Below are 12,405 nucleotides of genomic sequence, written 5' to 3'. Positions count from 1 at the left end.
GTGCCCTGTGCCGTCGCTGTGGGGTTGCTGTGGGGCGACCTCCCCCGTTTGGCCACGTTTGACCGCGAGTGCTCCACGGGAGCCGTCGCGATGTCACCATGGCTGCCGTCGACGCATCCCCCCACCGTCGACCCCGCCAGTCCCCGGAGCTCCTCGTGCCAGACCGCATCGTCCCCCGCCTCTCCGTCCGCCCCGCCGGCCGACCCCGCCGTATGGCGCGTGGCGCCGTCAGGGGGCCCGTCGCCGCGGCGCTCGGCCTGACCTGCGCAGCCGCCCTCCTCGCCACCGGCTCGGTGGCGTCCGCAGCCACCACCTCGAAGGTCTGGTCGGCCAAGGTCACCTACGGGACCTACGACCACACGATCGACGGGGACACCGTGGCGATCCGCGTCGACGGCGACCCCAGCTCCCTGACTCCCCCACACATCCGCAACACCGGCATCCAGACGATGGAGATCGGCAGCTGCCACGCCGACGAGGCGACCGCGGCGATGGACCGCATGGTCGCCGGTCGCCGGGTGCGCCTGACCACCAACTCGACCACCGCCTCCAGCCTCGGTCGGCCGGTGCGCCACATCGACGTCTCGACGAGCACCGGCTGGCTCGACACCCAGCTGGCCCAGCTCAGGGCCGGGCACGCCCTGCCGATCATCCTGGCCAACGACGACACCCGCTGGAAGGCGTACTTCACCGCGGCGGAGCAGGCGGCCCGCGCCGGCAAGAACCTGTGGGACACCGACTACTGCCGCTCCGGTCCGTCCCAGGGCACCCCCCTCAAGGTCTGGGTCAACTGGGACGCCAACGGCGACGACGGCGGCAACGTCAACGGTGAGTGGGTGCGGGTCCTCAACAGCGGCACCGCGACCCTGTCGGTCGCCGGCTGGCAGATGCGCACGGGCGGCCAGGACTGGTTCACCTTCCCGTCCACCGCGGTCGTCCCGGCCGGTGGGCTGCTGACCCTGCACGTGGGCAAGGGCACCGCCACGACGACGTCGTTCTACTGGGGCGGCACCGCGCCGAAGTTCCCGAACGCGAGCATCGCCGCGAACCGGCACGGCAGCGGCGCCTACCTCTTCGACCGCGACGGCGACCTGCGCGCCTGGTCCATGTACCCATGCATGTCCGCGTGCACGAGCCCCCTCGCTGGCAAGGTCCGGATCAACGCCGCTCCCGACGCTCCCGGGGTCGACGCGGACAACCTCAACGGCGAGTACATCAGCCTCCGCTCGGCAGGCACGTACTCGGTCGACGTGTCGTACCAGACGCTCTCGAACAACGGGTACACGTGGGAGATCCTGCGCGGGACCGTCATCAGGCCCGGCGAGGTCTACACCCTGCGGGTCGGCAAGGGCACGAACTCACGGCTCACGAACTACTGGGGCAGCACCAAGCCGATCCTGTCGAACACCGGCAGCTTCGTCGAGCTGCGCACCGCCGAGGCCGTGCGGATCGCCTGCAAGGCCTGGGGCACCGGGCGCTGCTGACGGCCGACGCCCTCAGAGCGAGATCGCCCCACCACGAGCGACCTCGGAGCTGACCTCGGCGTAGGCGGCCTGCAGGATCGCGGGGTCCGGTCCCTCGAGGCGGGCCGGCTTCGCGAGCCCGGTGAGCACGACGAACCGCAGCAGCGAGCCCCGGGACTTCTTGTCGCGCTTCATCGCGTCGAGCAGCTGCGGCCAGCGGTCACCGCGGTAGGTGACGGGGAGGCCGAGCGAGGTCAGGACGGCCCGGTGCCGGTCGACGAGGTCGTCGTCCAGCTTCCCGGCGAGCCGGGCCAGCTCGGCGACGTAGACCATGCCGATCGAGACCGCGGCGCCGTGCCGGAACGCGTAGCGCTCGACCTGCTCGACGGCGTGGCCGAACGTGTGGCCGTAGTTGAGGACCTCGCGCAGCGACGACTCCTTGAGGTCCTGCGCGACGATGTCGGCCTTGACGCGGACGGCTCGCTCGATCAGCTCGCGGACGTGCTCGCCTGACGGTGAACGCACCCCCACCGGGTCGGCCTCCACGAGGTCGAGGATCACGGGATCGGCGACGAAACCGCACTTGACCACCTCGGCCAGTCCGGCCGTGAAGTCGTGCTGCGGCAGGGTCTCGAGCGTCGTGAGGTCGCAGAGCACCCCGGCTGGTTCGTGGAACGCGCCGACGAGGTTCTTGCCCTCGCTGGTGTTGATGCCGGTCTTGCCACCCACCGCGGCGTCGACCATGCCGAGCAGCGTCGTCGGCACGTGCACGACGCGGATGCCCCGCAGCCACGTCGCGGCGACGAACCCGGCGAGGTCGGTCGTCGCTCCCCCGCCCACGCTGACGACGGCGTCGGAGCGGGTGAAACCCGCCTGCCCGAGGACACCCCAGAGGAACGCGGCGACCTGCGCGGTCTTGGCCTCCTCCGCATCGGGAACCTCCGCGGCATACGCCTCGAAACCCTTGGCGGCCAGGTCTTCCCGCACTGCCTCGCCCGTGGTCGCCAGGGCACGGGGGTGGATGACGAGGACGCGCTGGACGCCCTCCCCCACCAGGCCCGGCAGCTCGTCGAGGAGACCGGTGCCGATGACGACGTCGTACTGCCCGCCGACGCTGATCCGCGTGGCGTCACTCATGACTGCTCCTCCGGGTCGGTGGGGGGCGTGACGCGGGCGGGCGCGGCACCGGCAGGGGTGTGGCCCAGCGCGGCGACGACCTCCGCCACGATCTCGGCGGGCTTGCGGCCGGCGGTGTCGACGCGGACGGTCGACAGTCGCTCGTAGGTGGCGCGGCGCTCGTTCATCATCTTGGTCCAGGTGGCCCGCGGGTTGACCATCAACAACGGACGGTTCCCCTCGAACCCGATCCGGCGTGACGCGTCGGCGATGCCCACGTCGAGGAACACCACGGTGTGCCCCGCGAGCAGCTCCTGCGTCTGCGCGTCCATGGGCGCGCCGCCGCCGAGGGAGACGACCACGTCACCCTCACGCAGGGCGCGTGCGACCTCGGCGCGTTCGAGGGCGCGGAAGTGGTCCTCGCCGTGGTCGACGAACAGGTCGGAGATGGAAGCGCCCTGGGCCTCCTCGATCGCCGAATCCGTGTCGTGCCAACGCACTCCGAGCGCCGCAGCGAGGCGACGACCGATCGTGCTCTTGCCCGCGCCGGGCGGACCGATGACGACGGCGACGGGGCGCGCCGTGGCGCCCTCGTCGTGGGAGGAGGTCACCACGTCCGCATCGCCTCAGGGATCGCCGCGAGGTATGCCGCGTGGTTGCGGGCCGTCTCGGTCACCGAGTCGCCGCCGAACTTCTCGACACAGGCCTGCGCGAGGACGAGCGCGACCATCGCCTCGGCCACGACGCCCGCAGCGGGCACGGCGCACACGTCGGAGCGCTGGTGGATCGCCTTGGCCGCCTCGGCGCCGGTGGTGTCGATCGTGTCGAGCGCGCGCGGGACCGTGGAGATGGGCTTCATCGCGGCCCGGACGCGGAGCACCTGCCCGGTGGACATGCCGCCCTCGGTGCCGCCGGCCCGCCCCGTCCTGCGGCGGATGGTTCCGTCGGCGTCGCGCTCCATCTCGTCGTGGGCGGTCGAGCCGCGGCGGGCGGCGGTGCGGAAGCCGTCGCCGACCTCGACCCCCTTGATCGCCTGGATCCCCATGAGGGCGCCTGCCAGCTGGGAGTCCAGCCGGCGGTCCCAGTGCACGTGCGAGCCCAGGCCCGGGGGCAGCCCGTAGGCCAGCACCTCGACCACGCCGCCGAGGGTGTCGCCGTCCTTCTTCGCCGCCTCGACCTCGGCCACCATCGCCGCGGAGCCGTCGGCGTCGAGCGTCCGCACGGGGTCTGCGTCGATCTGCTCGACCTGGTCCGGGGTGGGCAGCTCGGCGTCGTCGGAGACACCGGCCGTGCCGATCGCCACCGTGTGGGAGACCAGCCGGATGCCGTACGCCTGCTCGAGGAACCGGGCCGCGACCTCGCCCAGTGCGACGCGGGCGGCGGTCTCGCGGGCCGAGGCCCGCTCGAGCACCGGGCGGGCGTCGTCGAAGCCGTACTTCTGCATCCCCACGAGGTCGGCGTGCCCCGGACGCGGCCGGGTCAGGGGCCGGTTGCGGGCGACCTCCTTCTCCGCGTTCACGTCGTCGGACGCGGCATACGCCTCGTCGGAGACGGGATCGGGGGACATGACGGTCTCCCACTTGGGCCACTCGGTGTTGCCGATGCGGATCGCCAGGGGCGAGCCCATCGTCACGCCGTGGCGCAACCCGCCGAGGAACTCGACCTCGTCCTGCTCGAACTTCATCCGGGCCCCACGACCGAAGCCGAGGCGACGGCGGGCGAGGGCGGCGGCGACGTCCTTGGAGGTCACCTCCACACCAGCGGGCAGGCCCTCGATCGTCGCGAGGAGGGCCGGGCCGTGGGACTCACCTGCGGTCAACCAGCGAAGCATGGCTCGATCCTCCCACGCAGCCCGTGGGCCGCTTCCGCTAGGCCACCAGCTGGTACTCGAACGCCAGCGCGAGGAACGTGCCGACGAGCAGCGAGGGGCCGTACGCGATGTGCGAGCGCAGCCCGACCCGCTGCCCGACGAGCATGAGCAGGGCCACGACACCACCCACGACGAACCCGGCCACGATGCCGCTCACGGCCTGCTGGACCCCGAGCCAGCCGAGCAGCAGCCCGATCAACCCGGACAGCTTGACGTCCCCGAAGCCGAGCGAGGCCGGCGAGACCAGGTTCATGAGGAAGAACAGCGTGAAGACCGCGGCGAGGCACAGCAGCGCCCGCACGGCGGCGTGCCAGTCCCCCAGGCCCAGCGTGGCCACCAGCAGCAGGACCCCGAGTGCGGGGTAGGCCGGGAGCACGAGCCCGTCGGGCAGGCGGTGCACGTCGGCGTCGATCCACACCAGGGCGACGGTGAGCCACGCGAACAGCAGGAAGGCAGGCAGCGCCGCCCACCCCGCGTAGTCACCGATCCGCCACGCGAGGAAGCCCCACAGTAGGGCGAGCACGGGTGCGGGCCACCACCAGACCCGCGGCAGCGCACCCGCCTCGTCGTACTCGGTGCGGTACCCACCCTCGGACAGCCTGCGTCCGGTGAGCCCGCCGAGGAGGAGACCGGCCAGGGCGAGGACGGCGACGACCCAGACGGGGGCGCCCACACCGGCGGAACGGGCGATCACCGGCCCAACGCCTCTCGGCCGGCAGCGAGCATGACCTCGACGGGGGCGGACTGCCCGGTGAACAGCTCGAACTGGCGAGCCGCCTGGTGCACGAGCATCTCCAGGCCGCTGACGACGTCGGCGCCGGCCGCTTCCGCTGCGCGGGCCAACGGGGTGGGCCAGTCGGCGTAGACGACGTCGAGGAGGGTGGTGCCCGCCAGGTCACCGTCCGGCGGGAGGTGCACGGCAGCGGCCTCGGCCGCGGGCGGGGGCAGGGTGGACACGACCACTCCCCCCGTGCCGGCGGCCCACTCCCCGAGAGACACGGGCAGGGCGTGGACGTCGAGCGAGTCCAGCAGCGCGACCACCTCGGTCGCCGTCACGACGTTGCGTGCCGCGACCCGGACGCGCGAGACCCCCAGCTCCGCCAGGGCGACGGCGGCCGACCTTGCCGTCGCGCCGGCCCCGAGCAGGGTCGCCGCCCCGCCGTGGTCGACGTGCGCCAGCGCGGCCACCAGGCCGTGGACATCGGTGTTGTGGGCGTCCCACCCGAGGTCCTCGCGGCGGACGAGCGTGTTGACGGCGCCCGTGAGCCGCGCGGTCTCCGACACCGTGGCGGCCACCGCGAAGGCAGCTTCCTTGAGCGGCATCGTGAGGCTCAGGCCACGCCACCCCTCGTCACGGTCGGCCACCCAGGGAGCCAGCTCGTCGGCGCCGAGGTCGTGCGCGCCATACGTCCAGTCGCGCAGGCCCAGCGCACGGTAGCCGGCGGTGTGCAGCAGGGGTGACAGGGAGTGGGCGACGGGTCGCCCGAGGACGGCGGCGTTCAGCACCGGTCCGAGTGGTCCCTGCACCACGCCTGGAACTCCTTGACGTTCTGGTCGTGCTCGGCCTTCGTCGTCGCGAACTTGGTCTCACCGGTGTCGGGGTCGACCGTGACGAAGAAGAGCCACGAGCCTGCCGTGGGTGAGGCGGCTGCCTCGATCGACGCGGCGCCGGGGCTGTTGATCGGTGCCGGCGGGAGGCCCTGCTTCTTGTACGTGTTGAAGGGGCTCGGGCTCTGCCGGTCGGTGTTGCTCGTGCCGGCGCGGCCGCGCTTCTGCACCGCGTAGTGGACCGTCGAGTCCATCTGGAGCAGGCCGTAGTTGGGCGCGCCCTTGGTGCGCAGGCGGTTCTCGATGACGCGGGCGACCTTGCCGCGGTCGGCGTCGCCGCTCACCTCGCCCTCGACGATGGACGCGACGATGAGGGTCCGTTCCCGGTCCGCCTCGGCGACACCGGCCTGGTCGAGCTCGCTCAGGGTCTTGGCCACCATGGTCTTGAGCTGCGTGGTCGCGGTCGCCTTCGCGGGGAACTCGTACGTCGACGGGAAGAGGTACCCCTCGACGTTCCCCTTCGCCACGGCCGGGAGGCCGATCGCCTGCGGGTCCTTGATCGCGGCGGTGTACTCCGCCACGGGAACCCCGGTGCCCTTGGACAGCGCGGCGAAGATCTCGTTCTTCCAGAGCCCCTCACGGATCGTCACGCGGGGGACGCTGCGGTTGGCCGAGTCGACGAGCAGCGCGAGGGCGCCCTTGGCCGACATCTGCTTCTTCAACGTGTAGGTGCCGGGCTGGATCCCGGCCGACCGGCTGTCCGCGGACGCCGCGTCGAGGAAGGCCTTCGCCGACTTCACGACGTCGGCCTTCTCCAGGGTGGTCCCGATGGCGCGGCCGGTGTCGCCGTCGTTGACGACGACCTTCACCTCGCCCGCGCCGGGGCCGGCGTAGTCGTTGCTCTCCAGGAAGCCGTCGACCACCGGACGCAGCACGGTGTATGCCGCGAAGCCGGCCAGGGCCACGATCACCAGGGCGACGACGAGGATGCCCCGGCGACGTCCGCGCCTGCGGCGACGCGGCCGGGCCTGCTGACGCGTCTGGGCGCGGCTGACCGGTCGTCCGGCCGCGTCCCCGTGCGGGTCGTGGCCCTCGTCCGGCTGTCCCCCGAAGATCGAGTGCTCCAGATGGGGCTCGGTCATCGGTGCCTGTCCTTCGTCCGGGGCTTGCGCCCGCCAGTCCTGACCAGCTCACCGGGCGGTCGCCCGGAGGCTCGCTCCGCGTCGAGGGCGGCCTGCAGGATCAGGACCGCCGCCGCCTGGTCGATGACCGCGCGCTGCTTGCGGCCGTCGACCCCGCTGTCACGGAGGGAACGGTGCGCATCGACCGTGGTCAGTCGCTCGTCGATCAGGCGCACCGGCACGGGGGCGATACGGACCGCCAGCCGCCCAGCATACGTGCGGGCGGTCTCGGCGGCGGCACCTTCGGCCCCCGCGAGTGTCCGCGGCAGGCCGACCACGACCTCGATCGCCGACGTCTCGTCGACGATGCCGGCGATCTCCTCGAGGTCCGTCGGCTCGGCGGCCGGGGGTTCCTGCCGGTCACGGCCCACGGTGCGGACCGGGGTCGCCAGCAACCCCGACGGGTCGCTGGCGGCCACCCCGACCCGGACGCTACCGACGTCGACGCCGACCCGCACCCCGGTCCTGGTGACCGCCTGCGTCACGATGTCGTCCGCGGTCAGCCGGTGATGCCGGCGGCTTCGCGCACCGCGGCGTCGATGCGGCCGAGCGCGTCACCGGTCCTGGCCGGATCGGTGCCACCACCCTGGGCGAGGTCGTCCTTGCCACCTCCGCCGCCGCCGAGCGTCTGGGCCGCGACGCGCACGAGCGCACCAGCCTTGACGCCGCGCGCACGCGCTCCGGCGTTGGTCGCCACGACGACACCGGGCCGGCCCTTGGCCACGCCGGTGAGCGCGACGACCACGGGGGTCGCCTCGCCAAGGCGGCCACGCAGGTCCAGGGCCATGGTGCGCAGGTCGTCGGCGCTGGCGCCGTCACCCGCGTCGTGGGTGAGGACCCGGATGCCACCGAGGTCACGGGCGTACTCGACGAGCTTGCCGGTCTGGGCCTGCACCTGCTCGCGACGGACCTTCTCGAGCTCGCGCTCGGCGTCGCGCACCCGCGCCACGAGGGCCGCGACGCGCTCCTTGAGCTCGCCCGGCTGGACCTTGACGATCTCCGTGAGCTCCGCGACGAGGGCGCGTTCCTTGGCGAGGTAGCGCAGGGCGTCCATGCCGACGAACGCCTCGAGGCGACGGACACCCGAGCCCACGGACGACTCGCCGGTCACCGAGAGGGCACCGATCTGCGAGGAGTGGCCGACGTGCGTGCCACCGCAGAGCTCACGCGACCACGGGCCACCGATCTCGATGACTCGGACCTGCTCGTCGTAGGTCTCGCCGAACAGCGCCAGCGCCCCGAACTCGCGCGCCTGCGGCAGGGTCATGAACTGCGCCGACACGGGGAGGTCCTGGCGGACCGCGAGGTTCGCCACCTCCTCGATCTCGCTGCGCGTCTCGCTCGACAGGGACTGGCCCCAGGCGAAGTCGAGGCGCAGGTAGCCGGGCTTGTTGTAGGAGCCGGACTGCAGGGCCGTCGGGCCGAGCACCTGGCGCAGGGCGGCGTGGACGACGTGCGTGCCCGAGTGCGCCTGGCACGCCGAGATGCGCCACTCCGGGTCGACCTCGGCCGACACCTCCTGGCCGGTGCGGACCGGCCCGGTGAGCACCTCGACGGTGTGCGCGACCAGGCCCTTGACGGGCCGCTGGACGTCGACGACCCGCAGGTGCGCGCCGTCGGCGGTGATGATGCCCTCGTCACCGACCTGGCCACCGGACTCGGCGTAGAAGGGGGTGCGGTCGAGCACGACCTGGCCACGCTGGCCGGGCTCGAGCTCCTCGACGCGCACGCCGTCGACGACGAGGCCGACGACCTTCGCCTCGCTGGTCAGCTGCGAGTAGGCCCGCCAGTCGGTCGCGCCGAGCGCGCGCAGGTCCCGCCACACCTCGGTGTTGGCGTGCCCGCCCTTCTTGGACTTCGCGTCCGCCTTGGCGCGCTCGCGCTGCTCCTGCATGAGCCGCGTGAAGCCCGCCCGGTCGACCTCGAGGCCCTGCTCCTGCGCCATCTCCAGGGTCAGGTCGATCGGGAAGCCGTACGTGTCGTGCAGCTGGAACGCCTGGTCGCCCGGCAGCGTCGTGCCGCCGGAGTCCTTGGTGCGGGACACGGCCGTGTCGAGGATCGTCGTGCCCGAGGCCAGCGTGCGGCGGAACGCCTCCTCCTCGGCGTACGCGATCTGCGAGATCCGGTCGAACCCGGCCTCGAGCTCGGGGTAGGAGTTCTTCATCCGCTCGACGGAGACGGGGAGCAGCAGCGGGAGGCTGGGCTCGTCATACCCGAGCAAGCGCATGGAACGCACCGCGCGACGCAACATGCGGCGCAGCACGTAACCACGACCCTCGTTGCCGGGGGTGACGCCGTCGCCGATGAGCATGAGGCTCGAGCGGACGTGGTCGGCGACGACGCGTAGGCGCACGTCGTCGGGGTGGGACTCGCTGGCGGCGTGACCGGAGTGCGCGCCGTACTTCTTGCCCGTCAGCTCGGCCGCGCGGTCGAGGACCGGGTAGACCTCGTCGATCTCGTAGAGGTTGTCGACGCCCTGGAGCAGGGTGGCCATGCGCTCGAGGCCCATGCCGGTGTCGATGTTCTTCTTCGGCAGCTCCGAGGCGATGTCGAAGTCGTCCTTGGCGCGCACGGCCGACAGCTCGTACTGCATGAAGACGAGGTTCCAGAACTCGAGGTAGCGGTCCTCGTCGACGGCGGGCCCACCCTCGCGGCCGTAGTCCGGGCCCCGGTCGAGGTAGAGCTCGCTGCACGGGCCACCGGGACCGGGAACACCCATGTGCCAGTAGTTGTCGAGCTTGCCGCGGCGGGTGATCCGCTCCTTGGGCACCCCGATGGTGCGGTGCCACAGGTCGTAGGCCTCGTCGTCGTCCTCGTAGACGGTGGGCCAGATCTTGTCGGCGTCGAGGCCGTAGCCACCCTGGTCCTGGGAGGTGGTGATGAGCTCCCAGGCGAACCGGATGGCGCCTTCCTTGAAGTAGTCCCCGAAGGAGAAGTTGCCGTTCATCTGGAAGAACGTGCCGTGGCGGGAGGTCTTGCCGACCTCCTCGATGTCACCGGTGCGGACGCACTTCTGCACCGACGTGGCACGGTCCCACTGGGGGGTCTGCTGCCCGAGGAAGTACGGCTTGAACGGCACCATGCCTGCGTTGACGAACAGCAGGTTGGGGTCGTCGTAGACCAGCGGGGACGACGGGACGACCGTGTGGCCCTTGCTCTCGTAGAACGAGAGGAAGCGGCGCCTGATCTCGGCGGTTTCCATGGAACTCAGTCCTTTGCGCATGCCCTGGAGGGGTGGGCGGGCATGACGAATCGTACGGGTAGGGGTGAGCGGTGTGCGGGGACGGGACGCGCGGGTGCGCGAACGCCCCTACCGAGCTCGGAAGTCCCGGTCGGCGCGGCGGCCCATGGGGTCGTCCAGGAGCGCCCGTGCAGAGGCGGCGTCGAGGCGTGCGGCGCTGGCCTCGGGGTCGTCGGCGGTCCCGGCGTCGATGCCGAGGGCCAGCCGCAGCTCGCCCTCGCGCTCGGCCATGCCCTCGCGGACGGCGGCGGCGAGCTCGCGCAGGCCGTCACCGAAGTCGGACAGGCCGTCGGCCACGCCGGCGGGCGTGTACGCCTGGGCGGCCTTGCCGACCTTGCGCACCGCGTAGACACCGGCGGCCGCGCCCAGCCCGAGCCAGAACAGTCGTGCCACGGCGATCAGCCCCTGCGGCGGCGACGGCCACCGGTCGACTTGGTGCCAGCCCCGCTCAGGGCCGACCGGACGCCGTACGTGAAGGCCGCGACCTTGACCACCGGGCTGCCGAGCGTCGCCGCGAAGAGGGCGGTGAGGGCGCTGGCGTTCGTGGTGATGGCCGAGACGTTGGTCGTGATGCCGTCGACCCGGGCCAGCTGCTCGTTGGTGAGGCTGACCGTGTCGGTGAGCTTGATCAGCGTCGGCTGGACGTTCTCGGTGGTCGTCCGCAGACCGATCCGCGTCTCGTCGAGGATCTTGCCGGCCTTGCCGATCACGCTGCCCAGTCTGAAGACCAGGAACGCGAACGCCAGGGCCGCGATCATTCCGGCGATGTCGCCCAGACTCACATCCATGTCGGCAACCCTACCCGGGTATGGCGCCGCGCCGCCCCGCGGCGGCGACGTGCAGTGCCCGGGTGACCCGCCCGCAGGTCCGCTGCGGCGAGGACACCGAGAGCGGCACTGCACGTCGCACCCCGTGAGGCTGACCTGTGGACGACGCCGGTTCGCCCCGGCGCGCACGCGAGGCTTGGGGCGTGGACCTCCCGGAGCAGTCACCGCGGATGTCGGTGGCCACCGCGGTCGCCAGCGCCGGCGGCTGCGCGACGTGGTCCACCCTGCGGGCGGTCGTCAGCGAGTCGGCCCTGCGCGACGCCGTGGGTGACGGGTCGGTCGTGCGGTTGCGGCGCGGTCGCTACGTGCTGCCGTCCGTCTCCGCCCACCGCCGGGCGGCGCACGCCCGCAGCGCAGTCCTGTCCCACCTGTCCGCGGCACTGGCGCACGGCTGGCCCGTCCTGCGGCAGCCCGCCCGGCCCTGGGTCACCGTGCCCCGCAACCGCAAGGTCAGCCGGGACGAGCGTCGCGGCGTCTCCGTCACCTACCGCGACCTCACCGCCCGCGAGCGCAGGCGCGGCATCACGGGTCCGATCCGCACCGTGTTGGACTGTGCGGTCAAGCTGCCCTTCGACCAGGCGCTCGCGGTGGCGGACTCGGCGCTGCGGTCCGGCGACGTCGACCGGGTCGAGCTGGTCGAGGCCGCACGCGAACTGCGGGGCACCGGGTCGTCACGAGCTCGTCGTGTCGCGGCGGCGGCGGACAGGCGCGCGGCGAACCCGTTCGAGTCCGCCCTGCGAGCCATCGCCCTCGGCGTCGATGGCCTGGACCTGACGCCCCAGCTCGTGGTTGCCGACGTCGGGCTGTTCGCAACGGTCGACCTCGGCGACCGGAGGGCTCGGGTCGCGCTCGAGGCCGAGGGGTTCGAGTTCCACGGGACCCGGCACGGCCTCGAACGCGACTGTCGTCGCTACACCGAGCTCGTCATGCACGGCTGGCGGGTGCTGCGCTACACGTGGGACGACGTCGTGCACCGGCCCGAGTGGGTGCGCTGGACGCTGCAGGTGCTGGTCGCCGAGCTCACCGGGGCGGTCGCGCCCCCGCAGCCGCAGGAAGAACGACGTGCAGTGCCCGGGTGACCTCCCCGCCGGCCCGCTGCGGCGAGGACACCGGGACTGGCACTGCACGTTGCAACCCGGGCCCTGCGGTCGGGCGGACC

12 protein-coding genes are annotated in these 12,405 nt (G+C 72.4%); 2 read left to right on the top strand and 10 right to left on the bottom strand.

Going from position 1 to position 12,405, the window contains the following annotated elements:
* Positions 1-155 precede the first annotated feature (155 nt).
* Positions 156-1,484 (top strand): lamin tail domain-containing protein, encoded by a 1,329-nt coding sequence (locus ACYVKF_RS15460; RefSeq protein ID WP_460967585.1) that lies wholly within the window; start codon positions 156-158, stop codon positions 1,482-1,484.
* A 12-nt stretch (positions 1,485-1,496) separates the two neighbouring features.
* On the opposite strand, the gene aroB is transcribed toward ACYVKF_RS15460, so the two are convergent.
* The 10 genes from aroB to ACYVKF_RS15410 all read right to left on the bottom strand — a co-directional run bounded on the left by aroB (position 1,497) and on the right by ACYVKF_RS15410 (position 11,201).
* Positions 1,497-2,600 carry a 3-dehydroquinate synthase gene (gene aroB, locus ACYVKF_RS15455; RefSeq protein ID WP_460967583.1) on the bottom strand — a complete coding sequence of 368 codons (1,104 nt, stop codon included), beginning with the start codon at positions 2,598-2,600 and terminating at the stop codon, positions 1,497-1,499.
* Complete coding sequence (locus ACYVKF_RS15450; RefSeq protein WP_460967581.1) at positions 2,597-3,190, bottom strand: shikimate kinase; 594 nt, start codon at positions 3,188-3,190, stop codon at positions 2,597-2,599. Before ACYVKF_RS15450 ends, aroB begins: the two co-directional genes overlap by 4 nt.
* Positions 3,187-4,410 carry a chorismate synthase gene (gene aroC / locus ACYVKF_RS15445; RefSeq protein WP_460967579.1) on the bottom strand — a complete coding sequence of 408 codons (1,224 nt, stop codon included), beginning with the start codon at positions 4,408-4,410 and terminating at the stop codon, positions 3,187-3,189. The genes ACYVKF_RS15450 and aroC overlap by 4 nt, the downstream gene beginning before the upstream one ends.
* 37 nt (positions 4,411-4,447) lie before the next feature.
* Positions 4,448-5,143 carry a prepilin peptidase gene (locus tag ACYVKF_RS15440; RefSeq protein ID WP_460967577.1) on the bottom strand — a complete coding sequence of 232 codons (696 nt, stop codon included), beginning with the start codon at positions 5,141-5,143 and terminating at the stop codon, positions 4,448-4,450.
* Positions 5,140-5,979: a shikimate dehydrogenase gene (locus tag ACYVKF_RS15435; RefSeq protein ID WP_460967575.1), complete on the bottom strand. Its 840-nt coding sequence runs from the start codon at positions 5,977-5,979 to the stop codon at positions 5,140-5,142. Before ACYVKF_RS15435 ends, ACYVKF_RS15440 begins: the two co-directional genes overlap by 4 nt.
* A complete protein-coding gene (gene mltG, locus ACYVKF_RS15430) occupies positions 5,949-7,139 on the bottom strand; it encodes an endolytic transglycosylase MltG (protein ID WP_460967573.1) in 1,191 nt (396 codons plus the stop codon). The genes ACYVKF_RS15435 and mltG overlap by 31 nt, the downstream gene beginning before the upstream one ends.
* Positions 7,136-7,663, bottom strand: coding sequence for a Holliday junction resolvase RuvX (ruvX, locus tag ACYVKF_RS15425; RefSeq protein WP_082553073.1), 528 nt, complete (start codon positions 7,661-7,663; stop codon positions 7,136-7,138). Before ruvX ends, mltG begins: the two co-directional genes overlap by 4 nt.
* A gap of 14 nt (positions 7,664-7,677) precedes the next feature.
* Positions 7,678-10,380, bottom strand: a complete 2,703-nt coding sequence (alaS, locus tag ACYVKF_RS15420) for an alanine--tRNA ligase (RefSeq protein ID WP_056918893.1) — start codon at positions 10,378-10,380, stop codon at positions 7,678-7,680.
* Between the two features lie 108 nt (positions 10,381-10,488).
* Positions 10,489-10,812 (bottom strand): DUF6167 family protein, encoded by a 324-nt coding sequence (locus tag ACYVKF_RS15415; protein ID WP_056914227.1) that lies wholly within the window; start codon positions 10,810-10,812, stop codon positions 10,489-10,491.
* 5 nt (positions 10,813-10,817) lie between these two features.
* Positions 10,818-11,201: a DUF948 domain-containing protein gene (locus tag ACYVKF_RS15410; RefSeq protein ID WP_056917035.1), complete on the bottom strand. Its 384-nt coding sequence runs from the start codon at positions 11,199-11,201 to the stop codon at positions 10,818-10,820.
* A 188-nt stretch (positions 11,202-11,389) separates the two neighbouring features.
* Between ACYVKF_RS15410 and ACYVKF_RS15405 the strand changes: the two genes are divergently transcribed.
* Complete coding sequence (locus ACYVKF_RS15405) at positions 11,390-12,325, top strand: type IV toxin-antitoxin system AbiEi family antitoxin domain-containing protein (RefSeq protein WP_460967571.1); 936 nt, start codon at positions 11,390-11,392, stop codon at positions 12,323-12,325.
* Positions 12,326-12,405 lie beyond the last annotated feature (80 nt).

It is taken from the genome of Pedococcus soli, assembly GCF_054782575.1.
Note: the sequence above shows the minus strand (reverse complement) of the source record. Positions and strands in the feature narration are given on the sequence as shown.